The sequence below is a fragment of the Pseudomonas sp. E1MeOHC2 genome, assembly GCF_058745025.1.
Genome location: NZ_CP196675.1, coordinates 2,753,981 through 2,777,965 on the forward strand (window position 1 = coordinate 2,753,981; position 23,985 = coordinate 2,777,965).

At 62.8% G+C, this 23,985-nt stretch carries 17 protein-coding genes and 2 pseudogenes; 15 read left to right on the plus strand and 4 right to left on the minus strand.

Annotated elements, in window-relative coordinates:
• Nucleotides 1-6 precede the first annotated feature (6 nt).
• The 5 genes from dgcA (at nucleotide 7) to ACSSU5_RS12315 (ending at nucleotide 7,557) form a co-directional block, all read left to right on the plus strand.
• The gene (gene dgcA, locus ACSSU5_RS12295; protein ID WP_264310652.1) at nucleotides 7-2,067 is read left to right on the plus strand and encodes a dimethylglycine demethylation protein DgcA; all 2,061 of its coding nucleotides are present in this window, start codon (nucleotides 7-9) and stop codon (nucleotides 2,065-2,067) included.
• A 162-nt stretch (nucleotides 2,068-2,229) separates the two neighbouring features.
• Nucleotides 2,230-4,182, plus strand: coding sequence for a dimethylglycine demethylation protein DgcB (gene dgcB, locus ACSSU5_RS12300; protein WP_264310651.1), 1,953 nt, complete (start codon nucleotides 2,230-2,232; stop codon nucleotides 4,180-4,182).
• Complete coding sequence (gene etfA, locus ACSSU5_RS12305; RefSeq protein WP_492561242.1) at nucleotides 4,182-5,414, plus strand: electron transfer flavoprotein subunit alpha; 1,233 nt, start codon at nucleotides 4,182-4,184, stop codon at nucleotides 5,412-5,414. Before dgcB ends, etfA begins: the two co-directional genes overlap by 1 nt.
• A 10-nt stretch (nucleotides 5,415-5,424) precedes the next feature.
• Nucleotides 5,425-6,195 (plus strand): electron transfer flavoprotein subunit beta, encoded by a 771-nt coding sequence (gene etfB, locus ACSSU5_RS12310; RefSeq protein WP_264310649.1) that lies wholly within the window; start codon nucleotides 5,425-5,427, stop codon nucleotides 6,193-6,195.
• 537 nt (nucleotides 6,196-6,732) lie between these two features.
• On the plus strand, nucleotides 6,733-7,557 hold the full coding sequence (locus ACSSU5_RS12315; RefSeq protein ID WP_492561314.1) for an RHS repeat-associated core domain-containing protein: 825 nt from the start codon (nucleotides 6,733-6,735) through the stop codon (nucleotides 7,555-7,557).
• Between the two features lie 45 nt (nucleotides 7,558-7,602).
• Here ACSSU5_RS12315 and gbca read toward each other — a convergent pair whose 3' ends face one another.
• Nucleotides 7,603-8,895 (minus strand): glycine betaine monooxygenase oxygenase subunit, encoded by a 1,293-nt coding sequence (gene gbca, locus ACSSU5_RS12320; RefSeq protein WP_264310647.1) that lies wholly within the window; start codon nucleotides 8,893-8,895, stop codon nucleotides 7,603-7,605.
• Between the two features lie 295 nt (nucleotides 8,896-9,190).
• On the opposite strand from gbca, the gene gbcB reads away from it, so the two are divergent.
• Complete coding sequence (gene gbcB / locus ACSSU5_RS12325) at nucleotides 9,191-10,291, plus strand: glycine betaine monooxygenase reductase subunit (protein ID WP_264310646.1); 1,101 nt, start codon at nucleotides 9,191-9,193, stop codon at nucleotides 10,289-10,291.
• A gap of 303 nt (nucleotides 10,292-10,594) precedes the next feature.
• On the opposite strand, the gene ACSSU5_RS12330 is transcribed toward gbcB, so the two are convergent.
• On the minus strand, nucleotides 10,595-11,050 hold the full coding sequence (locus tag ACSSU5_RS12330) for an REP-associated tyrosine transposase (RefSeq protein WP_264310645.1): 456 nt from the start codon (nucleotides 11,048-11,050) through the stop codon (nucleotides 10,595-10,597).
• A 209-nt stretch (nucleotides 11,051-11,259) separates the two neighbouring features.
• Nucleotides 11,260-12,885 (minus strand): methyl-accepting chemotaxis protein, encoded by a 1,626-nt coding sequence (locus ACSSU5_RS12335; RefSeq protein ID WP_264310644.1) that lies wholly within the window; start codon nucleotides 12,883-12,885, stop codon nucleotides 11,260-11,262.
• 277 nt (nucleotides 12,886-13,162) lie between these two features.
• On the opposite strand from ACSSU5_RS12335, the gene ACSSU5_RS12340 reads away from it, so the two are divergent.
• The 4 genes and pseudogenes from ACSSU5_RS12340 to mcpH form a co-directional block, all read left to right on the plus strand.
• Nucleotides 13,163-13,393, plus strand: a complete 231-nt coding sequence (locus tag ACSSU5_RS12340) for an MreC domain-containing protein (RefSeq protein WP_027594302.1) — start codon at nucleotides 13,163-13,165, stop codon at nucleotides 13,391-13,393.
• Complete coding sequence (locus ACSSU5_RS12345) at nucleotides 13,390-13,692, plus strand: cell division protein ZapA (RefSeq protein ID WP_492561243.1); 303 nt, start codon at nucleotides 13,390-13,392, stop codon at nucleotides 13,690-13,692. Before ACSSU5_RS12340 ends, ACSSU5_RS12345 begins: the two co-directional genes overlap by 4 nt.
• Nucleotides 13,693-13,919: 227 nt before the next feature.
• Nucleotides 13,920-14,948 (plus strand): annotated as a pseudogene (locus tag ACSSU5_RS12350) (HAMP domain-containing protein); the annotation flags it as partial.
• A 357-nt stretch (nucleotides 14,949-15,305) separates the two neighbouring features.
• Nucleotides 15,306-15,812: pseudogene (mcpH, locus tag ACSSU5_RS12355) on the plus strand (methyl-accepting chemotaxis protein McpH); the annotation flags it as partial.
• A gap of 97 nt (nucleotides 15,813-15,909) precedes the next feature.
• Here the strand turns inward: mcpH and ACSSU5_RS12360 are convergent.
• Nucleotides 15,910-16,950: a threonine aldolase family protein gene (locus ACSSU5_RS12360; RefSeq protein ID WP_492561244.1), complete on the minus strand. Its 1,041-nt coding sequence runs from the start codon at nucleotides 16,948-16,950 to the stop codon at nucleotides 15,910-15,912.
• A 327-nt stretch (nucleotides 16,951-17,277) separates the two neighbouring features.
• Here ACSSU5_RS12360 and ACSSU5_RS12365 point away from each other — a divergent pair, with 327 nt between their 5' ends.
• From ACSSU5_RS12365 to ACSSU5_RS12385, 5 genes are all read left to right on the plus strand, one after another.
• Nucleotides 17,278-18,531, plus strand: coding sequence for a serine hydroxymethyltransferase (locus ACSSU5_RS12365; RefSeq protein WP_016484535.1), 1,254 nt, complete (start codon nucleotides 17,278-17,280; stop codon nucleotides 18,529-18,531).
• A 15-nt stretch (nucleotides 18,532-18,546) separates the two neighbouring features.
• The gene (locus ACSSU5_RS12370) at nucleotides 18,547-19,797 is read left to right on the plus strand and encodes a sarcosine oxidase subunit beta family protein (protein WP_008089646.1); all 1,251 of its coding nucleotides are present in this window, start codon (nucleotides 18,547-18,549) and stop codon (nucleotides 19,795-19,797) included.
• Between the two features lie 14 nt (nucleotides 19,798-19,811).
• Complete coding sequence (locus ACSSU5_RS12375) at nucleotides 19,812-20,147, plus strand: sarcosine oxidase subunit delta (protein WP_027594307.1); 336 nt, start codon at nucleotides 19,812-19,814, stop codon at nucleotides 20,145-20,147.
• Nucleotides 20,144-23,161, plus strand: coding sequence for a sarcosine oxidase subunit alpha (locus ACSSU5_RS12380; protein WP_492561245.1), 3,018 nt, complete (start codon nucleotides 20,144-20,146; stop codon nucleotides 23,159-23,161). Before ACSSU5_RS12375 ends, ACSSU5_RS12380 begins: the two co-directional genes overlap by 4 nt.
• 181 nt (nucleotides 23,162-23,342) lie before the next feature.
• Nucleotides 23,343-23,975, plus strand: a complete 633-nt coding sequence (locus tag ACSSU5_RS12385) for a sarcosine oxidase subunit gamma (protein ID WP_264310640.1) — start codon at nucleotides 23,343-23,345, stop codon at nucleotides 23,973-23,975.
• Nucleotides 23,976-23,985 lie beyond the last annotated feature (10 nt).

Sequence of the window (23,985 nt, forward strand, 5' to 3'; positions counted from 1 at the left end):
AGCGTCATGGCATTCGAAGCAATGTTCCAGCCGATCCAGATCGGCAAACTGACCATCCGCAACCGCGTGCTCAGCACCGCGCACGCCGAGGTCTACGCCACTGACGGCGGCATGACTACCGACCGCTATGTGAAGTACTACGAAGAGAAGGCCAAGGGCGGCATCGGCCTGGCGATCTGCGGCGGCTCGTCCGTGGTCGCCATCGACAGCCCGCAAGAGTGGTGGGCGTCGGTCAACCTGTCGACCGACCGCATCATCCCGCACTTCCAGAACCTGGCCGACGCCATGCACAAGCATGGCGCCAAGATCATGATCCAGATTACCCACATGGGCCGTCGCTCGCGCTGGGACGGCTTCAACTGGCCGACCCTGATGTCGCCGTCGGGCATCCGTGAACCGGTGCACCGCGCCACCTGCAAGACCATCGAGGTGGAAGAGATCTGGCGGGTCATCGGCAACTACGCGCAGGCTGCGCGTCGTGCCAAAGAAGGCGGCCTGGACGGCGTCGAACTGTCAGCCGTGCACCAGCACATGATCGACCAGTTCTGGAGCCCACGGGTCAACAAACGTACTGACGAATGGGGCGGTACCTTCGAAGGCCGCATGAAGTTCGGCATGGAAGTGCTCAAGGCGGTACGTGCCGAAGTCGGCGACGACTTCTGCGTGGGCATGCGTATCTGCGGCGACGAATTCCACCCCGATGGCCTGAGCCACGAGGACATGAAGCAGATCGCCGCGTACTACGACGCGACCGGCATGCTCGACTTCTTCGGCGTGGTGGGTTCGGGTTGCGACACCCACAACACCCTGGCCAACGTCATCCCGAACATGAGCTACCCGCCGGAGCCGTTCCTGCACCTGGCGGCCGGCATCAAGGAAGTGGTCAAGGTCCCGGTGCTGCACGCGCAGAACATCAAGGACCCGAACCAGGCGACGCGTATCCTTGAAGGCGGCTATGTGGACATGGTCGGCATGACCCGTGCGCACATGGCCGACCCGCACCTGATCGCCAAGATCAAGATGGGCCAGATCGACCAGATCAAACAGTGCGTCGGTGCCAACTACTGCATCGACCGCCAGTACCAGGGCCTGGATGTGCTGTGCATCCAGAACGCCGCGACCTCCCGTGAATACATGGGCGTGCCGCACATCATCGAGAAGACCACCGGCGTCAAGCGCAAGGTGGTGGTGGTCGGCGCCGGCCCTGCCGGCATGGAAGCCGCCCGCGTGGCTGCCGAGCGCGGCCATGACGTGACCCTGTTCGAGAAGAAAGACCAGATCGGCGGGCAGATCACCATCGCCGCCAAGGCACCGCAGCGTGACCAGATCGCCGGTATCACCCGTTGGTACCAACTGGAACTGGCGCGCCTGAAAGTCGACCTGCGCCTGGGCACTGCTGCCAGCGTGGACGCCATTCAGGACCTGCGCCCGGACGTTATCGTGCTGGCGGTGGGCGGCCATCCGTTCGTCGAGCAGAACGAACACTGGGGCGCCGCCGAAGGGCTGGTGGTCAGCAGCTGGGACGTGCTCGACGGCAAGGTTGCGCCGGGCAAAAACGTGCTGGTGTACGACACCATCTGCGAATTCACCGGCATGTCGGCGGCGGACTACATCGCCGACAAAGGCAGCCAGGTCGAGATCGTCACCGACGACATCAAACCGGGCGTGGCCATGGGCGGTACGACCTTCCCGACTTACTACCGCAGCATGTACCCCAAAGAAGTGATCATGACCGGCGACATGATGCTGGAAAAGGTCTACCGCGAGGGTGACAAGCTGGTGGCGGTGCTGGAGAACGAATACACCGGCGCCAAGGAAGAACGCGTGGTCGATCAGGTGGTGATCGAGAACGGCGTGCGCCCTGACGAAGAGCTGTACTACGCGCTGAAGGATGGCTCGCGCAACAAGGGCCAGATCGATGTGGAGGCGCTGTTCGCCATCAAGCCGCAGCCGATCCTCAGCCAGCCGGGCGAGGGCTACCTGCTGTACCGCATCGGCGACTGCGTGGCCCAGCGCAACGTGCATGCGGCGATCTACGACGCCTTGCGCCTGTGCAAGGATTTCTGATCCAGCAGGCATAAACGCCGTAGACCCCTGTGGGAGCGGGCTTGCCCCGCGAATGCGTCAGCAAGAACAACGATGTTGTCAGGCCGGACGTCTTCGCGGGACAAGCCCGCTCCCACAAGGGGCATAGCGGCGCAAGAATTCAGCTGTTTGTGGGAGCCTCCCATGTTGAACACCCTTCTACCCATCCTGCTGTTCGCTGCCCTTGGCCTGGCGGTGCTCGGCGCCCTGCGCCGGGTGCGCATGTGGCGGCGTGGCCGAGCGTCCAAGGTCAACCTGATCGGCGGCTTGCTGGCCATGCCGCGACGCTACCTGGTGGACCTGCACCACGTGGTCGAACGCGACAAGTACATGTCCAAGACCCACGTCGCCACGGCGGGCGGCTTCGTGCTGTCGGCGGCCTTGGCGATCCTGGTGCACGGCTTCGGCCTGCAGAGCAAGATCCTTGGCTATGCATTGCTGGTCGCGACGGTGATCATGTTCACCGGTGCGATCTTTGTCTTCAAACGCCGCCTTAACCCACCTGCGCGCCTGTCCAAGGGCCCGTGGATGCGCCTGCCGAAGAGCCTGCTGGTATTCGCCGCAAGCTTCTTCATCGCCACCTTGCCGGTGGCCGGCATCCTGCCGGCCAACACCGGTGGCTGGGTGATGGTCGGCGTACTCGGCCTGGGTGTGCTGTGGGGCGTGTCGGAGCTGTTCTTCGGCATGACCTGGGGCGGCCCGATGAAACACGCCTTCGCCGGTGCCTTGCACCTGGCCTGGCACCGCCGTGCCGAACGCTTCGGCGGCGGCCGCTCTACCGGCCTCAAGCCGCTGGACCTGGAAGACCCGAACGCGCCGCTGGGCGTGGAAAAACCGGTGGACTTTACCTGGAACCAGCTGCTCGGGTTCGATGCCTGCGTGCAGTGCGGTAAATGTGAAGCCATGTGCCCGGCCTATGCCGCAGGCCAACCGCTGAACCCGAAAAAACTCATCCAGGACATGGTCATCGGCCTGGCCGGTGGCACTGACGCCAAGTTCGCCGGCAGCCCGTACCCCGGCAAGCCGATCGGCGAGCATGGCGGCCATCCGCACCAGCCGATCGTCAATGGCCTGGTCGACGCCGAGACGCTGTGGTCGTGCACCACCTGCCGCGCCTGCGTCGAGGAATGCCCGATGATGATCGAGCACGTCGATGCCATCGTCGACATGCGCCGCCACCTCACCCTGGAAAAGGGCGCGACCCCCAACAAGGGCGCCGAGGTGCTGGACAATCTGATTGCCACCGACAACCCCGGCGGCTTCGCCCCTGGCGGGCGGATGAACTGGGCGGCCGACCTCAACCTGAAACTGCTGTCGGAGGTGAAAGCCACCGAGGTGCTGTTCTGGGTCGGCGACGGTGCTTTCGACATGCGTAACCAACGCACCCTGCGTTCGTTCGTCAAAGTGCTCAAGGCCTCCGGCGTGGACTTTGCCGTGCTCGGCCTGGAAGAACGCGACAGCGGTGACGTGGCCCGTCGCCTGGGCGATGAAGCAACCTTCCAGCAACTGGCCAAGCGCAACATTCAGACCCTGGCCAAGTACAAGTTCCAGCGCATCGTCACCTGCGACCCGCACAGCTTCCACGTGCTCAAGAACGAGTACGGTGCGTTGGGTGGCGAGTACCAGGTGCAGCACCACAGCACCTACATTGCCGAACTGATCGCAGCCAACAAGCTCAACCTGGGCCAGCACAAGGGCGGCAGCGTCACCTACCACGACCCGTGCTACCTGGGCCGTTACAACGGTGAATACGAAGCGCCCCGCGAAGTGCTCAAGGCGCTGGGTATCGAAGTGCGCGAGATGGAGCGCTCAGGCTTCCGTTCCCGTTGCTGCGGCGGTGGCGGCGGTGCGCCGATTACCGACATCCCGGGCAAGCAACGTATCCCCGACATGCGCATGGACGACATCCGCGAGACCGAGGCCGAACTGGTGGCAGTGGGTTGCCCACAGTGCACCGCGATGCTCGAAGGTGTGGTCGAACCGCGCCCACAGATCAAGGACCTCGCCGAGCTGGTAGCCGATGTGCTGATCGAAGAGGAAACCCCCGCGACCCCAAAGTCGCCAACGGTTAAACGTGAACCTGCGGAGGTGCACTGATGAGCGACATCATCCGCCGCGACCCACGCGCCGAGTGGATCGCCCGTAACCGTCTGCATCCGCTGCATGCGGCGATGCAGACGCAACAGACCAGCTGGATGGGGCCCAACGGCGTCATCCGCAAAAACCCGCATGCGATTGCCGCAGGCTTCATCGGCCCCAGTGGCATCAAGCGTATCGACCGCAGCGGCGCCCAGCAGGGCACCGGTGTGGGCGGGCGGCGCACGGCGGCCGCTGAAGTCCAACTGCCGTTGCACCAGGTGCCGACGCCGGCGTTCTACATTGGCGTGGTGCCGGACATGGTCGGTGGCCGCCTGAGCAGCCACGACCGCGACCTGCTGGGCCTGGCCCACAGCCTGGCTGGCAGCGACGGCGCAGTGTTGGCCGTGGTATTTGGCGAACACAAGGAAAGCAACTTTTCCACAGCCGGCGTCGACCGCTTGCTGGTTATCGAGGGCGAGGCGTTCGAAGGGTACGCGCCAGAACAATTGGTCCAGGGCCTGCGGGCTGTGGATAACCAGTTCACCCCGCGCCACTGGCTGCTGCCCGATAGCCGCACCGGTGGCGGCGAATTGGGCCGGCGGTTCGGGGCGGCGTTGGGCGAACGCCCGGCGACGCGGGTCTGGCAGGTCAAGGATGGCCAGTGCATAGGCCGCGCGGGCGCAGGTCAACAAGACCTGCAACGCGCCGTGCCACGCTTGATCCTGGCAGCGGCGGAATGTGCCGAACCTGTCAGCGAAACCCGTCACGAGGCGCAGCCGGTGGAGTTGTCCACAAGCATCGCCCGCAGCCTGTCGCGTATCGAAGACCTGGGCTCCGTGGCCGTAGACCCTGCCACCATTGCCATGGCCGAGTCCGAGTTCATTGTCTCGGGCGGTAATGGCGTCAAGGACTGGGACCTGTACCACAAGGCAACCGCAGCCCTCGGCGCCACCGAAGGCGCCTCGCGGGTGGCGGTGGATGACGGCTTCATGCCGCGTAACCGCCAGGTGGGGGCCACCGGTACCTGGGTCACTGCACGGGTTTATGTAGCTGTGGGTATCTCTGGCGCGATCCAGCACCTGCAGGGCATTGGTGCCTGCGACAAGGTGGTGGCGATCAACATGGACCCAGGCTGCGACATGATCAAACGGGCCGACCTGTCGGTAATTGGCGACAGTTCGGCGATTCTCAAGGCACTGATCGAGGCTGTGGACAACTACCGCAGCGGCGGCCAGCGCGACGCGGCATAAGGGCACGAGCATGAGTACGAAAGTCATCAGCCTGGTTTCCATCGGTGCCCACCCAAGCTCTGGCCGCGCCCGCCGCGCCGAGCAGGATGCCCGCGCGGTGGAGCTGGGTTTGCAGCTGGCTGGGGATAACTTGCAGGTGGTACATGCCGGCGATCCTCGGGAAGAGGCGCTGCGTGCGTACCTGGGCATGGGGCTGGAGCACCTGGATGTGCTGGAGCAGCCGGCCGGCGCCGATGTGCTGGGCGTGCTCGGGGATTATCTGCGCGATGCTGGCGCCCAGCTGGTGCTGACCGGCAGCCAGGCCGAGACGGGCGAGGGCTCGGGCATGTTGCCGTTCCTGCTGGCCGAGAAGCTGGGTTGGCCGTTGATCGTCGGCCTGGCGGAGGTGGAGTCCATTGAAAACGGCACCGCCCAGGTGCTCCAGGCCCTGCCTCGCGGGCAGCGGCGTCGCCTGAAGGTGCGCCTGCCGTTGCTGGCGACTGTGGATAACGCTGCGCCCAAGCCACGCCAGAGTGCGTTTGGGCCTGCGCGTCGGGGTGTATTGGCAGCGCGTAATGTGGCGATTGTCGAAGACGAGCTGCTGGGCGAAGCTGAGCTGCAACCTGCCCGCCCACGGCCTAAGCGCCTGAAGGTCATCAAGGCCAAGAGCGGTGCCGACCGGATGAAGGCGGCAACGGCCAAGGCCAGTGGCGGCGGGGGCAAAGTGCTCAAGGATGTCTCGCCGCAAGAGGGCGCTGAGGCGATCCTCAAGCTGCTGGTAGAAGAGGGCGTGTTGCGTTGACGCCCCTGTGTAGGAGCGGCCTTGTGTCGCGATGGGCTGCGCAGCAGCCCCGACACTCTTGAGCCAGGTTCGAGATCCTGGGGCCGCGCTGCGACCCATCGCGACACAAGGCCGCTCCTACACTGAATCTTACCCCCGGAATCTGTTCGCCAAGGTGTGGATAAAGTGTTTGTGCATCGCTACAGGCCTCTGGATTCAGGCGTTACGCGGGTTTGATCAAAAAGTGATCATTATCCGTTTACGCTCCACTGTTGTGGCATAAACCGAGGCTTGCGACCGTTATCCACAGCCCTTTTCAGTCGCGCGAAGTTTTGCACACAATCTCTGTTGGTGTCCCTGTGGACAAGGTGTACGGAATTCGCTGCAGACCAGGTTCCATAAGGCCTGCCAAAGATTGATCAAATAATGATCAATGCTCCCTAGTATTTTTGCCAGTACGCACACTTCTAAGCTTTCGCTAAGGTATCCACAAGAACCGGCACCTGTGGGTAAACCATGTCGACGTTATTGTTAAGCACTGATCGGCAACAGTCCGTAATGGGAGGGCTACCTCCTATTCCACGTGCGTACTCGCCTTATGGCGTGATGAAAGCTTCTGTGGAACCCGTAGTGGGCTTTTGCGGCCAATATCGGGATTCGTTGACTGGTCAGTACTTGCTTGGAAAAGGACGTCGCGCCTATAGCCCGTCCCTTATGCGGTTTCTGAGCCCTGACCGGCTAAGCCCGTTCGACAAAGGTGGACTGAATACCTACGCCTATTGCAGCGGTGACCCGATCAACAGAATCGACCCGGATGCGCAGAGTTGGCAGCCTGTGGTCGGCGCGGCGTCAAGTCTTGTTACCGCCGCCGGGGCGATTTTTAGAACGTCGAAGAACGAGGCGTTGCGTTTACAAGACCGGTACCTCATTTCTCAAGGTATGCCTTCCACCTATACTGAACCGCCACTGACGAGCCGTATTGGCAACACTTTATTTGCGGCAACCGGTACGACAGGCATTACAGCCAACTTGCTCGCGGGTGCCGAGAGCGGTTGGGCAGACGGTTCATTGATATCCGTCAGCACTGGATTTGGCCTGGCTAATTCCGGGGGTAATATTGCGGGTGGCATCACGTCCAATTTCAATGCTGCACGAGAGACTTGGGCGCTGATGGGACAGCCAGGCATACCGTCGAGCAGCGTCGTATTCGGTACGTTCGTGGAGGTGACCGGAATCAGGATGATGGGCGAGGCAATGAGCTACGTTGGTCGTACGAGTGCGTATTGGGCAGGCAGGATCGCCAATACGGTGCGGGGCGCTTATCAAGGTTGGCAATCGTCAGGGGACCGTGATATCCAAATGGAGGATGTCCGCCGGTCCTGATGTCTCCTGGCACGTGTAAGAGAACGTGCCAGGAGGTGGTACAAGTTACTGCGCCTGCACTTCCTTCAAATACGGCGCCGGTTCCGCCCCCAGGTTCTCCAGCACCCGCTGGCTATACCAGTCAATAAAGTTCACCACACCAAACTCATAGGTCTTCGAGTAAGGCCCTGGCTGGTAAGCGGTAGAGTTGATCCCGCGCTGGTTCTCTTCCGCCAGGCGGCGGTCCTGGTCGTTGGTGGCGTCCCACACCTTGCGCATCTGCGCGGGGTCGTAGTCAACGCCTTCGACTGCGTCCTTGTGCACCAGCCACTTGGTGGTGACCAAGGTCTCCTGGGCGCTGATCGGCCACACGGTGAAGACGATCATGTGATCGCCCATGCAGTGGTTCCACGAGTGCGGCAGGTGCAGGATGCGCATCGAGCCCAGGTCCGGGTTCTTGATGCGGCCCATCAGCTTCTGGCAGGCCTGCTTGCCGTCCATGGTCATCGACACGGTGCCCTTGAGCAGCGGCATGCGCACGATGCGGTTACGCAGGCCGTGGCTCTTGTGCAGGTACGGGATTTTCTCGGCTTCCCAGGCGGCGGCAGAAGCGGCCACGTGGTCTTTGAATTCCTGGCTGGCACGCGGGTCGTTGGTGTCGTCCCATTCGAGCAGGGTCTTCAGCAGCTCTGGGTGCGAACCGCTGCAGTGGTAGCACTCGCGGTTGTTTTCCAGTACCAGCTTCCAGTTGGCCTTTTCCAGCAACTGGGTCTGCACCGCGATCTTGGTGTTCTCCATGTCGTACGGTTCCATGTAATGGTCCAGAGTGGCCAGGAACTCGTCGATGGCTGGCGGGTTTTCCGCCAGGCTGATGAAGATGTAGCCACCCGCAACCTTCACGTTCACAGGCTTGAGGCCGTATTCCTTCATGTCGAAGTCGGCGCCCATTTCGGTGCCGGCGAACAGCAGGCGGCCGTCCAGCTCGTAGGTCCACTGGTGGTAATGGCAGACCAGCTTGGCCACCTTGCCCTTGTCGCTGGTGCACAGGCGCGAGCCGCGGTGGCGGCAGACGTTGTGGAAGGCATGCACCTTACCTTCGGCGCCACGGATGACGATGATCGGGTTCTTGCCGATCTGCAGGGTGATGAAGTTGCCTTTGGCCGGAATCTCGCAAGTCATGCCGGCGATCAGCCACTCTTTGTGGAAGATCTCCTGCATGTCGATCTGGAACAGACGCTCGTCGGTGTAGAAAGGCTGGGGCAGCGAGTAGGTGCGCTCGCGGGTCTGCAGCATCTCGGCGGTGGCCGTGCGTGCTGCTTCCAGTGGATCGCCCAGGCTCAGGGTTGCGGTGACGTCCATCGTGTGGTCCTCGGGGCCGTGTGCGGCCGGCAAAAGGTGGCTAATCATTGTTGTGGTGCCGCAAGGCTGTCGTAAAAAAAACAGCAGGTTCTTTTGCCGTGGAGTGTGCGTCCGAAGGCGTCGTGAACCGTATCCATGGGCGACATGGCCGATTTGAATAACGACGCCACAGCCCTTGCAGCATGGGCCTGGTCGCGATAAGTACGCCGATGTCGCAGGCAGGAATGTACGTCGCCTTCAGCTTGCGCATTATCGACGCCATAAAAAGGCCAATAGTCGGCTGCTGGAGATGAACATGTCCGATACCTTCCTCAATCCGGTCACCACCCAGACCTGGGCCAACGGCCGCCACATCGTGCGCTGCGTCAAGGTCATCCAGGAGACCTGGGACGTGCGCACGTTCTGCTTCATGGCCGACCAACCGATCATGTTCTTCTTCAAGCCTGGGCAGTTCGTCACCCTGGAGCTGGAGATCGAAGGCAAGCCGGTGATGCGCTCCTACACCATCTCCAGTTCGCCGTCGGTGCCGTACAGCTTCTCGATCACGGTCAAGCGGGTGCCGGGCGGGCATGTCTCCAACTACCTGCACGACACCATGCACGAAGGCGCCGAACTGCCGGTGCACGGGCCGGTGGGGTTGTTCAACGCCATCGACTTCCCGGCGGGCAAGGTGCTGTACCTCTCGGGCGGTGTCGGGATTACCCCGGTGATGTCCATGGCGCGCTGGTTCTACGACACCAACGCCAATGTCGACATGGTCTTCGTGCACAGCGCCCGCTCGCCGAAGGACATCATCTACCACCGCGAGCTGGAGCAGATGGCGTCGCGCATCCCCAACTTCAGCCTGCACATCATTTGTGAGAAGCACGGGCTGGGTGAGCCGTGGGCGGGTTACCGTGGGTATCTGAACCAGCGCCTGATGGAGCTGATTTCGCCCGACTACATGGAACGCACGGTGTTCTGCTGCGGCCCGACGCCGTACATGAGCGCGGTCAAGCGCATGCTTGAAGCCGTCGGCTTCGACATGAAGAACTACCACGAGGAATCGTTCGGTGCCACGCCTGCAGAGGCCAAGGCCGATGCCGTGGAACACGCCGAGCAGGCCGCCGATGCGCCGGAACTGGATGTCTCGGACCTCAACCTGGTGGAGTTCATCGGCAGCGAGAAGAGTATTCGCATCGCCCCGGGCGAGACCGTGCATGCGGCGGCGGCGAAGGTCGGGCTGATGATTCCCAAAGCGTGCGGCATGGGCATTTGTGGCACCTGCAAGGTACTCAAGCTGGGCGGCGAGGTGGAGATGGAGCACAACGGCGGGATTACCGAGGAAGACGAGGCCGAGGGGTACATCCTGTCGTGCTGCAGTGTGCCTAAAGGGGATGTGCGGATCGATTACTGATCCAAAGACCCAAGGGGCCGCTCTGCGGCCCATTCGCGGCACAAGGCCGCTCCCACAGGTTCATCGCGGGCTGAAGGTTACGGGGGACTTGTGGGAGACCCAAGGGGCCGCTCTGCGGCCCATTCGCGGCACAAGGCCGCTCCCACAGGTTCACCGCAGGCTTGAAGGTTACGGGGGGCTTGTGGGAGACCCAAGGGGCCGCTCTGCGGCCCATTCGCGGCACAAGGCCGCTCCCACAGGTTCACCGCGGGCTTGAAGGTTACGGTGGACTTGTGGGAGCGGGCTTGCCCCGCGAAAGGGCCATCAAATCCAGACTGCATCCCAATGTGGATAATCGCCAGCACGGTCTACCAGCCCTGCTCTTACGGGGTTGGCAACGATGTACCTCGCCACCTGCACGACACTCTCCTCCCGACGCAAGGCCCGGTCCTGATAGCCCGGCTGCCATACCTTTGCGCGTGGCATGCCCCGCTTATAAAGTGCATGACTGCTGCATGACTTGAACCTGCGCATCAGGCAACACAACGTGCCACTTCGCAATTCGATCAGCCAATGCACATGGTCAGGCATTACCACCCAGGCCAGGGATCGGCAAAGCCCATCGGTTTCTGTCTGCCTCAGTTGCTGGATCACGCCCCGGGCGAATTGCAGTTGGGTGAAGATCCGCTTTCGCTCATGGGTTGCCGTGGTCAGTAGGTAGAGACCACCGGGCTGTGAGAAACGGCCACGGCGCAGCAGGTGGGATTGGGCACGGTCCATGTGATGTTCCCTGAAGTAAGATTCAGGGAAACACTAGGTTAAGTGGCCGTGTCGTGAGGCGGGGAATGGTTGCTGGATGTTGGGTAGCAGTGTCGGCCCCTTCGCGGGGCAAGCCCGCTTCCACAGGCTTATCACAGGTCTGAAATCAGTGGTCACCTGTGGGAGCGGGCTTGCCCCGCGAATGGGCCGCAAAGCGGCCCCAGCAGTTTTCAGGTACGGAAGCGGGCCACCAGCCCATTCAGGTCCACCGCCAACCGCGACAGCTCCGCACTCGCCGCGCTGGTCTGATGCGCCCCGGTCGCACTCTGCACCGACAGGTCATTGATATTCACCAGGTTGCGGTCCACCTCCCGCGCCACCTGTGCCTGCTCTTCCGCCGCGCTGGCGATCACCAGGTTTCGCTCGTTGATCTGCGCCACGGCACCCGCAATGGTATCAAGCGCCATGCCCGCACCACGGGCGATGTTCAGGGTCGATGCGGCACGTTCGGTGCTGGTGCGCATCGACTCCACCGCCTCTTCGGTACCGCCCTGAATGCTCCCGATCATCCGCTCGATTTCGCTGGTCGACTGCTGGGTACGATGGGCCAGTGCCCGCACCTCATCGGCCACCACGGCAAAGCCACGGCCTGCCTCACCGGCACGGGCCGCTTCGATCGCGGCATTAAGTGCCAGCAGGTTGGTCTGGTCGGCCAGGCCACGGATCACGTCGAGTACCTTGCCGATGTCGCGCGACTGCTCGGCCAAGTGGGTGATCAGCGTGGCAGTGGCCTGCACATCACCGCTCATGCGTTCGATGGCGCCAACAGTCTCCAGTACCAGGTCGCGCCCGTCGCCGGCCGAACGGCTGGCTTCGCCCGAGGCTTCCGAGGTGCTGACCGCATTGCGTGCCACCTCTTCCACGGCGCTGGTCATTTCGGTGACGGCGGTGGCGGCCTGTTCGATTTCGTTGTTCTGCTGTTGCAAACCGCGGGCGCTTTCATCGGTGACGCTATTGAGCTCTTCCGCCGCAGATGCCAGCTGGGTTGCGGAGCCTGCAATCAATTGCAGGGTATCGCGCAGCTTGTCCTGCATGCGGGCCATGGCGCGCAGCAGGCGGGCGGCTTCGTCGGTGCCTTCGGCGCGGATGACGTGGGTCAGGTCACCGTCGGCAACCTGCTCGGCGCATTTGAGCGCGTCTTCAATCGGTTTGACGATGCTGCGGGTCAGCAGGAACGCGCACACCAGCGTCAACAAGGTGGCCGCGATCAACAGACCGATCACCAGCGCGAAAGCAGATGCGTACTGGCCGGCAGCCGTTTCGTTGGTGGCGCGGGTCTGGTCGGTGTTGATGCGCACCAGGGTGTCCATGACCTTGTTGATCTGCTCGGAGTTGGCCAACAGGTCGCGGTTGAGCAGGTCGCGCAGTTCGTCGGTGCGGCCCGCCTGGCTCAGGCTGCGCATGCGCGCCTCCAGCTGGCGGTACTGATTGAGCAGTTGGCTGTATTGATCGTAGGCGGCTTGCTCGTCGGGTGCGCCGATCATGGGCTCGTAGGCGCGGCGCGCCTGGTCGATCTGGGTGTTGCGCTGGTCCAGCAGGTTGAGGGTGTCGCGCTGCGTCTCCGGTTCGCGGTTGAGCAGCAGGCGATAGGAGAGGGTGCGCATACGCAGGTTCAGCGCAGCGAGCTCGTCGAGCGACTTGATGCTGGGCACGCTGATGCTTTCGATGGCGACACCCGCCTGGCGGATGTTGCCCATCTGCATGAGCGAGAAAATGCCGAGGCCGAGCATCAGCAGGCCGATCAGCGCGAAGCCGAGCAGCGCGCGCGGGGCGATGTTCATGTTGCGTAGGGACATGGAAGGAGCAATCCAGGCAAAGGGAAGAGGTCGCAGGGAGCAGCGACGAAATATGACTTGCCTGGCTATCGGTCGTGACGGGTTAGTCTTGAGCGAGCGCAGTGAAAATTGTGAGCGCGCTAACCTTTTCCTGACCGGCGGTTGATCCAGGTCGGAACAAGCGGGCGGTTACCCTGTCAATCTGCGGGTTAGAAACCTTAAGAATCCGATATTTAATGGCGAGGACTCACGCTTTTCTTTATCGTGTGCGGCCTTTGCAACAACCTGAGATAGACCCATGCTGGAAGCCTCCCTGAATCAAATCGAGCAACTGGTCAGCGACCTGATGCAGAAAAACGCTCAACTCACCGAGCAGAACACCACCCTTGGTCAGCAACTGGCCCAGGCCAAGGAAGAAAACGAAACCCTGCAGCTGTCGCTGATGGAGCAGGAAGAAAAGAACGGCGCCACAGCCGCACGTATCCAGGCGCTGGTTGATCGCGCCAATGCGGGTGTCGTCAACGCATGAGTCTGCAAGCGCAGCCGGTCAATGTCGTGTCGATCCTCGGCAGCGACTATTCGATCAAGGCGCCCGAAGGCCAGGAAGAAACCCTGGCGCAGGCAGTGCGGATGCTCAACACCGCCCTGGCTGAGACCAAGGGTTCTTATCCGACCCTGATCGGCGATAAGCTGCTGGTGCTGGCTGCACTGAACCTGTGCTCCAAGCAGGTTGAGCTGCAGAAGGAACACCAGCAGACGCTTGCGCGCACCCAGGCGCAGATCGACGCCACGGTGGATGCGATCGTTCGGACTATCGCCGAACAATAAGCAGCACCCTGCCGAACCCCTGTGGGAGCGGGCTTGCCCGCGAATGCGATGGTGAATTCACCGCTGCATTCGCGGGCAAGCCCGCTCCCACAGTTGTTTTTGGTTGTTCCAAGTCACTGGAATAACTGGATACGCAAGTGTATACACTTCCCCCAAAACAATAATTGGCGGGGAGCAAGGGCATGCGTATCTGGCGTAAGAGCATCCAGTGGCAATTGATCGCAAGCATGGGCGCGGCCCTGCTGGCGAGCATCCTGGTGGTGGTGATCATTTTCACGGTGGCGCTCAACCGCCTGACCGAACGCTACCTGGTCGACACAGCGTTGCCAGCCAGTGTCGAAGCCATCCGTAACGACATCGAGCGTATGCTCGGCCAGCCGTTGGTGGCTGCGGCCGACATTGCTGGCAATACCCTGCTGCGCGATTGGCTCGCCGATGGCGAAGACCCTGCTCAAGCCCCGCGCTTCATCGAGTACCTCGACGCTGCCAAGCAGCGGAACAAAGCCTTTACCACGCTGTTCGCCTCGACCGAGACCGGCCACTACTACAACGAGAATGGCCTGGACCGCACCCTGAGTCGGGCCAACCCCAAGGACAAGTGGTTTTACGGCTACATCGACAGCGGCGCCGAGCGCCTGATCAATATCGATATCGACGGCGCCACCGGCGAGCTGGCGCTGTTCATCGACTACCGCGTGGAAAAGGACGGCAAGCTGGTGGGCGTGGCCGGCATGGGCCTGCGCATGACCCAACTGTCGAAACTGATCCATGACTTCAGCTTTGGCGAGCACGGCAAGGTGTTTCTGGTGCGCAACGATGGCCTGATCCAGGTGCACCCGGACAATGCCTTCAGCGGCAAGCGCCAGCTCGTCGAACAGCTCGATGCGCACGCGGCGAAGGCGGTCATGAGTGGCGACCAGGGCCTGCGCACCAGCCGCTTCCAGCGCGATGGCGAAGACTACCTGGCGTTGGGCCTGCCGCTGCGCGACCTGAACTGGACCCTGGTCGCCGAGGTGCCTGAGGCCGAGATCTTTGCGCAGATGCACCAGGCGGTTTGGCTGACCACCTTGATCGGTGGTGGCGTCGCGCTGCTGTCGCTGCTGTTGGTGGTATTGCTGGCGCGTGGACTGGTGCGGCCTATCCGCCGCGTTACCGCTGCGCTGGTGCAGATTGGCAGTGGCGCGGGTGACCTCAGCCATCGCCTGGATGATTCCCGCCAGGACGAATTAGGCGACCTGGCCCGCGGCTTCAACCGTTTTCTCGACAGCCAGCGCGGGTTGATCGGTGAAGTGCTGCGCACGACCGAGCGGTTGCACCTGGCCGTTGAACAGGTCACTCAGGTGGTGGACAACACAGCTGAACGCTCGGGGCGGCAGCAAGAAATGACCGAGATGGTTGCCACCGCCGTCCACGAAATGGGGCTGACGGTGCAGGACATTGCCCGCAATGCCGGCAATGCAGCCGAGGCTTCACAGTCGGCGCGCGACGAAGCCTTGCAGGCGCGTGATGTGGTTCGGCGCTCGATCCAGGGTATCGAAGGTATGTCGGGTGACATCGGCAAGGCTGCGGATGCGGTAGCGCAGTTGGCCGATGAAGTCGCCTCGATCGATGAAGTATTGGCGGTGATCCGCAGTATTTCCGAGCAAACCAACCTCTTGGCGTTGAATGCTGCCATCGAGGCGGCGCGGGCAGGGGAGATGGGGCGTGGCTTTGCCGTGGTTGCCGATGAAGTACGTACCCTGGCGCGGCGAACCCAGTTGTCCACGGATGAAGTGCAGCAAATGATCCAGCGCCTAAAGCAAGGGGCCGGTTCAGCGGTGACGTCGATGCAGGCCGGGCAGCAGGCGACGGGCTGTGGCGTTGAGTCGAGCCAGCGTACCGGGGCCTCGTTGGGGGCGATTACCGATCAGGTCGAGCACATCAGCGACATGAACCACCAAGTGGCTACAGCGACTGAAGAGCAATCGGCGGTGACTGAGGAGATCAACCGGACTGTGCAGGGGATTTCCGACCTGGCCCGGGAAACGGCGGCGGAGGTGCAGGGGTGCCGGGAGGAGTGTCAGGCGTTGCGTGGCTTGGCTGATGACCTGGCGCGGCAGATGAGTGGGTTCAGGCTTTAGATCGCTGGAGCTGCTGCCATCGCATTCGCGGGCAAGCCCGCCCCTACAGGGGCATGCACAACCCTGTGGGAGCGGGCTTGCCCGCGAATGCGATCTGTCAGGCAGTGATGATCGAGCGGATATCCGCCGCCAGTTCCCGCACCCGCGCTTCCTCGGTATCCCACGAACACATGAACCGCGCCCCACCACTACCAATGAAGGTATAGAACCGCCAGCCCCTGCCACGCAGCGCTTCAATCGCTGGCTCCGGCATCTGCAGGAACACCCCGTTGGCTTCCACCGGGAACATCAGCTCCACCCCCGGCAAGTCACTGACCAACGATGCCAGCAACTGCGCACAGTGGTTGGCGTGGTTGCCATGGCGCAGCCAGGCGCCGTCTTCCAGCAGCCCGACCCAGGGCGCGGACAAGAAACGCATCTTCGACGCCAACTGCCCGGCCTGCTTGCAGCGGTAGTCGAAATCTTCCGCCAGCTGGCGATTGAAGAACAGGATCGCCTCACCCACCGCCATGCCGTTCTTGGTGCCGCCAAAACACAGCACATCGACACCGGCCTTCCAGGTCAGCTCGGCCGGGCTGCAACCGAGGAACGCGCAGGCATTGGTAAAGCGTGCCCCGTCCATGTGCAGGTTCAGGCCCAGCTCCTTGCAGGTGGCACTGATCGCCCTGAGCTCGTCGGGGCGGTACACGGTGCCCACTTCGGTGGCCTGGGTGAGGGTGACGACGCGTGGCTTGGGGTAGTGGATGTCCTGGCGCTTGAGCGCCACTTCGCGGATCGATTGTGGCGTCAGCTTGCCGTTGACGCTGGGCGCAGTCAGCAGCTTGGAGCCGTTAGAGAAGAACTCCGGCGCGCCGCATTCGTCGGTTTCGACGTGGGCGGTCTCGGAGCAGATCACGCTGTGGTAGCTCTGGCACAACGAGGCCAGGGCCAGGGAGTTGGCGGCGGTGCCGTTGAAGGCGAAGAACACCTCGCAGTCGGTTTCGAACAGGTTGCGAAAGTATTCCGAGGCACGCTCGGTCCACTGGTCGTCGCCGTAAGCGCGGTCGTGGCCGTGGTTGGCTTTCTCCATCGCGGCCCAGGCTTCGGGGCAGATGCCGGAATAGTTGTCGCTGGCGAATTGTTGGCTCTTATCTGTCATGGCACGGTCCTGTGAACGACGCAGATCAGCACTCTAAACCATCGATTCAGCAGTTGCCTATACAACTGTGCAACCTCCACTTATGCGTTGTGCATGCCGGCCTCTTCGCGGGGCAAGCCCGCTCCCACAGTGGCCCTGTGCACGCGGCCATTGTGGGAGCGGGCTTGCCCCGCGAAGAGGCCGGCATGCACAACACAAATGCCAATGTCGTAAACGCGCCATTGCAAGGCGTGCGCAGGCATCTGACCCGACCCCGCCAGTCATAACATCGCCATAAAGGGCCACAGTGCCCCACGACAAAAAACGATCGCTGCCGGGAGATACACGATGTTCAGCAAGCAAGACCAGATCCAGGGTTACGACGACGCACTGCTGGCGGCGATGAATGCCGAAGAACAGCGCCAGGAAGATCACATCGAACTGATCGCCTCGGAGAACTACACCAGCAAGCGCGTCATGCAGGCCCAAGGCAGCGGCCTGACCAACAAGTACGCCGAAGGCTACCCAGGCAAGCGCTACTACGGTGGCTGCGAGCACGTGGACAAGGTCGAGGCACTGGCCATCGAGCGCGCCAAGCAGCTGTTCGGTGCTGACTACGCCAACGTCCAGCCGCACTCCGGTTCTTCCGCCAACGGCGCGGTCTACCTGGCCCTGCTGCAGGCCGGTGACACCATCCTGGGCATGAGCCTGGCCCACGGCGGCCACCTGACCCACGGCGCCAAAGTGTCGTCTTCGGGCAAGCTGTACAACGCTGTGCAGTACGGCATCAACACCGACACCGGCCTGATCGACTACGACGAAGTCGAGCGCCTGGCGGTCGAGCACAAACCGAAAATGATCGTGGCCGGCTTCTCGGCCTACTCCAAGACCCTCGACTTCCCACGCTTCCGCGCCATTGCCGACAAGGTCGGTGCGCTGCTGTTCGTCGACATGGCCCACGTTGCCGGCCTGGTTGCCGCTGGCCTGTACCCGAACCCGATCCCGTTCGCCGATGTGGTCACCACCACCACCCACAAGACCCTGCGTGGTCCGCGTGGCGGCCTGATCCTGGCCAAGTCCAACGAAGAGATCGAGAAAAAGCTCAACGCCGCAGTCTTCCCGGGCGCCCAGGGCGGCCCGCTGATGCACGTCATCGCCGCCAAGGCCGTGTGCTTCAAGGAAGCGCTGGAGCCTGGCTTCAAGGCTTACCAGCAACAAGTGATCGAAAACGCCCAGGCCATGGCCCAGGTGTTCATTGACCGCGGCTACGACGTGGTTTCCGGTGGTACCGACAACCACCTGTTCCTGGTCAGCCTGATCCGCCAGGGCCTCACCGGTAAAGATGCCGACGCCGCCCTTGGCCGCGCGCACATCACCGTCAACAAGAACGCCGTGCCGAACGACCCGCAGTCGCCGTTCGTCACCTCGGGCCTGCGCATCGGCACCCCGGCCGTCACCACTCGCGGCTTCAAGGTCGCCCAGTGTGTGGCCCTGGCCGGCTGGATCTGCGACATCCTCGACAACCTCGGTGACGCTGACGTCGAAGCCGATGTGGCGAAGAACGTCGCGGCGCTGTGCGCAGACTTCCCTGTTTACCGCTGAGTGGAGTAAACGACCATGCAACGCTACTCGGGCTTCGGCCTCTTCAAACACTCCCTCAGCCACCACGAAAACTGGCAGCGCATGTGGCGCACGCCGACCCCTAAAAAGGTCTACGACGTGGTCATCGTCGGCGGTGGCGGCCATGGCCTGGCCACGGCCTACTACCTGGCCAAGGAACACGGCATCACCAACGTTGCAGTGATCGAGAAGGGTTACCTGGGCGGCGGCAACACCGCCCGTAACACCACCATCGTGCGCTCCAACTACCTGTGGGACGAATCGGCGCAGTTGTACGAACACGCCATGAAGCTGTGGGAGGGCCTGTCTCAGGACATCAACTACAACGTGATGTTCTCCCAGCGCGGCGTCTACAACCTGTGCCACACCCTGCAGGACATTCGTGACTCCGAGCGCCGTGTCAGCGCCAACCGCCTCAATGGCGTCGATGGCGAACTGCTGAACACCGCCCAGGTCGCGGCCGAAATCCCGTACCTGGACTGCTCGAAGAACACCCGTTATCCGATCCTCGGCGCGACCGTTCAGCGCCGTGGTGGTGTTGCCCGTCACGACGCCGTGGCCTGGGGTTACGCCCGTGCCGCCGACGCCCTGGGCGTGGACCTGATCCAGCAGACCGAAGTGATCGGTTTCCGCAAGGAAAACGGCGCGGTCATCGGTGTCGAAACCAACAAAGGCTTCATCGGCGCCAAGCGCGTCGGCGTGGTCACCGCCGGTAACTCCGGGCACATGGCCAAACTGGCCGGCTTCCGCCTGCCGCTGGAATCGCACCCGTTGCAAGCATTGGTGTCCGAGCCGATCAAGCCGATCATCGACAGCGTGATCATGTCCAACGCCGTGCACGGCTACATCAGCCAGTCCGACAAGGGCGACCTGGTGATCGGTGCCGGTATCGACGGCTGGGTCGGCTACGGCCAACGCGGTTCGTACCCGGTGATCGAGCACACCCTGCAGGCCATCGTCGAGATGTTCCCCAACCTCTCGCGCGTGCGCATGAACCGCCAGTGGGGCGGCATCGTCGACACCTCGCCGGACGCTTGCCCGATCATCTCCAAGACCCCGGTCAAGAACATGTTCTTCAACTGCGGCTGGGGCACCGGCGGCTTCAAGGCGACCCCGGGCTCGGGCAACGTCTTTGCCGCAAGCCTGGCCAAAGGCGAGATGCACCCGCTGGCTGCGCCGTTCTCCATGGACCGTTTCTACAACGGCGCACTGATCGACGAACACGGCGCCGCCGCCGTCGCCCACTAACCGGAGACACCGTCATGTTGCATATTTTTTGTCCCCACTGCGGCGAGCTGCGCTCCGAAGAAGAGTTCCACGCCTCTGGCCAGGCGCACATCGCCCGCCCGCTGGACCCTGCTGCCTGCTCCGACGAGGAGTGGGGTACCTACATGTTCTTCCGCGACAACCCGCGCGGTATTCACCATGAACTGTGGGACCACGTTGCCGGCTGCCGTCAGTACTTCAACGTCACCCGCGACACCGTGACCTACGAGATTCTGGAAACCTACAAGATTGGCGAGAAGCCGCAGGTGACCGCCAACGGCAAGCAAAACAGCGCACCGTCGACCGTCAAAGGCCAAGGGGAAAAAGTATGAGCCAGACCTATCGCCTCGCCAGCGGCGGCCGTATCGACCGCAGCAAGGTCCTGAACTTCACCTTCAACGGCAAGACCTACCAAGGTTATGCCGGTGACAGCCTGGCCGCCGCGCTGCTGGCCAACGGCGTCGACATCGTTGGCCGTAGCTTCAAGTACTCGCGCCCGCGCGGCATCATCGCCGCCGGTACCGAAGAGCCGAACGCCATCCTGCAGATCGGCTCCAGCGAAGCCACCCAGATCCCCAACGTGCGTGCCACCCAGCAGGCGCTGTACGCAGGCCTGGTCGCCACCAGCACCAACGGCTGGCCGAACGTCAACAACGACGTCATGGGCATCCTCGGCAAGGTCGGCGGCAGCATGATGCCGCCGGGCTTCTACTACAAAACCTTCATGTACCCGAAATCGTTCTGGATGACTTACGAGAAGTACATCCGTAAAGCGGCAGGCCTTGGCCGTGCGCCGCTGCAGAACGACCCGGACAGCTACGACTACATGAACCAGCACTGCGACGTGCTGATTGTCGGCGCCGGCCCTGCTGGCCTGGCCGCCGCCCTGGCAGCAGCCCGCAGCGGCGCCCGCGTGATCCTCGCCGATGAACAGGAAGAGTTCGGTGGCAGCCTGCTCGACACCCGCGAAACCCTCGACGGCAAGCCTGCCGCTGACTGGGTGAATGCCGTAGTCAAAGAGCTGGAAAGCCTGCCTGAAGTAACCCTGCTGCCTCGCGCCACGGTCAACGGCTACCACGACCACAACTTCCTGACCATCCACGAGCGCCTTACCGACCACCTCGGCGACCGCGCGCCGATCGGCCAGGTGCGTCACCGCGTGCACCGTGTGCGTGCCGGCCGTGTGGTACTGGCCGCTGGCGCCCACGAGCGCCCGCTGGTGTACGGCAACAACGACGTGCCGGGCAACATGCTGGCCGGTGCTGTGTCTACCTACGTGCGCCGTTACGGCGTGGCCCCAGGCCGCAAGCTGGTGCTGTCGACCAACAACGACCACGCCTACCGCGCCGCGCTGGACTGGCACGACGCAGGCCTGCAAGTGGTCGCCATCGCCGACGCTCGCCACAATCCACGTGGCTCGCTGGTTGAAGAAGCACGTGCCAAGGGCATCCGCATCCTCACCTCCAGCGCCGTGGTCGAGGCCAAAGGCAGCAAGCACGTGACCGGCGCCCGCGTGGCCGCCATCGACGTGCAGGCCCATAAAGTCACCAGCCCAGGCGAAACCCTTGAGTGCGACCTGATCGCCAGCTCCGGTGGTTACAGCCCGATCGTCCACCTGGCATCGCACCTGGGCGGTCGCCCGGTATGGCGCGATGACATCCTCGGCTTCGTGCCGGGCGATGCCCCGCAAAAACGCGTTTGCGTCGGTGGTATCCATGGCGTCTACGCCCTCGGCGACGTGATTGCCGATGGCTTTGAAGGCGGCGTTCGCGCAGCCACTGAAGCCGGTTTCAAGGCCAGCACCGGCACCTTGCCGAAAACCGTGGCGCGTAAGGAAGAAGCCACCGTGGCACTGTTCCAGGTGCCGCACGACAAGGGCAGCAAAGGGCCGAAGCAGTTCGTCGACCAACAGAACGACGTGACCGCTGCCGGTATCGAGCTGGCCACCCGTGAAGGTTTCGAGTCGGTCGAACACGTCAAACGCTACACCGCGCTGGGCTTCGGTACCGACCAGGGCAAACTGGGCAACATCAACGGCCTGGCCATCGCCGCCCGTTCGATCGGCATCACCATTCCGGAAATGGGCACCACCATGTTCCGCCCCAACTACACACCGGTAACCTTCGGTGCAGTAGCGGGCCGCCACTGTGGTCACCTGTTCGAGCCCGTACGCTTCACCGCGCTGCATGGCTGGCACGTGAAGAACGGCGCCGAGTTCGAGGACGTCGGCCAGTGGAAGCGCCCTTGGTACTTCCCGAAAGCCGGTGAAGACATCCACACCGCCGTGGCCCGCGAGTGCAAGGCCGTGCGTGACAGCGTCGGCCTGCTCGACGCCTCGACCCTGGGCAAGATCGACATCCAGGGCCCGGACGCGCGTGAGTTCCTCAACCGCATCTACAGCAACGCCTGGACCAAGCTCGACGTGGGCAAGGCCCGCTACGGCCTGATGTGCAAGGAAGACGGCATGGTCTTCGACGACGGCGTGACCGCCTGCGTCGGCGACAACCACTTCTATATGACCACCACCACCGGCGGCGCCGCCCGCGTGCTGCAGTGGCTGGAGCTGTACCACCAGACCGAATGGCCAGAGATGAAGGTGTACTTCACCTCGGTCACCGACCACTGGGCGACCATGACCCTGTCCGGCCCCAACAGCCGCAAGCTGCTGAGCGCGCTGACCGACGACATCGACCTGGACAAGGACGCCTTCCCGTTCATGACCTGGAAGGAAGGCACCGTCGCTGGCGTACCGGCCCGTGTGTTCCGCATCTCGTTCACCGGTGAGCTGTCGTACGAAGTGAACGTTCAGGCCAACTACGCCATGGGCGTGCTGGAAAAGATCATCGAGGCGGGCAAGCAATACAACCTGACCCCGTATGGCACCGAGACCATGCACGTGCTGCGTGCCGAGAAGGGCTTCATCATCGTGGGCCAGGACACTGACGGCTCGATGAACCCGGACGACCTGAACATGAGCTGGTGTGTGGGCCGCAACAAGCCGTTCTCGTGGATCGGCCTGCGTGGCATGAACCGCGAAGACTGCCTGCGCGACAACCGCAAGCAGCTGGTCGGCCTGAAGCCTGTGGACCCGACCCAGTGGCTGCCTGAGGGCGCGCAACTGGTGTTCGACCCCAAGCAACCGATCCCGATGGACATGGTCGGCCACGTCACCTCCAGCTATGCCTCCAACTCCCTGGGCTATTCGTTCGCCATGGGTGTGGTCAAAGGCGGCCTCAAGCGCATGGGCGAGCGTGTGTACTCGCCGCAGGCCGACGGCAGCGTGATCGAGGCGGAAATCGTGTCTTCGGTGTTCTTCGATCCGAAGGGTGAGCGGCAGAACGTTTAAGGCCCTGAGATAGGTCTGCTTGAAATGCAAGCCCTGTGGGAGCGGGCTTGCCCCGCGAATGCGATGGTGGCTTCACCGCCCTCTTCGCGGGACAAGCCCGCTCCCACAGGCCACAGCTAGCATTCGGGCATTGCATCTGACCTCCGGTCTTACGGACAACAGAATTCAAGGCAGGTAAGAAATGAGCGCTATCAACGTCTTCCAGCAAAACCCCGGCGCCGAAGCCAAGGCTCAGTCGCCGCTGCACCATGCCGACCTGGCCAGCCTGGTTGGCAAAGGCCGCAAGAACGCAGGCGTGACCCTGCGTGAGAAAAAACTCCTCGGTCACCTGACCCTGCGTGGCGACGGCCACAATCCGGAATTCGCCGCAGGCGTGCACAAGGCCTTGGGCCTGGAGCTGCCGGTGGCCCTGACCGTGGTTGCCAACAGCGACATGTCGCTGCAGTGGATGGGCCCCGACGAGTGGCTGCTGATCGTCCCAGGCGGCCAGGAGTTTGCCGTTGAGCAAAAACTGCGCGCGGCCCTTGAAGGCCAGCACATCCAGGTAGTTAACGTCAGCGGCGGGCAAAGCCTGCTGGAACTGCGCGGCCCGAACGTGCGTGAAGTGCTGATGAAGTCCACCAGCTATGATGTTCACCCAAACAACTTCCCAGTGGGCAAGGCCGTCGGCACCGTGTTCGCCAAGTCGCAACTGGTGATCCGCCGCACCGCCGAAGACACCTGGGAACTGGTGATTCGCCGCAGCTTCGCCGACTACTGGTGGCTGTGGCTGCAGGACGCTTCGGCCGAGTTCGGCCTGAGCATCGAGGCCTAAGGAGAGCAGA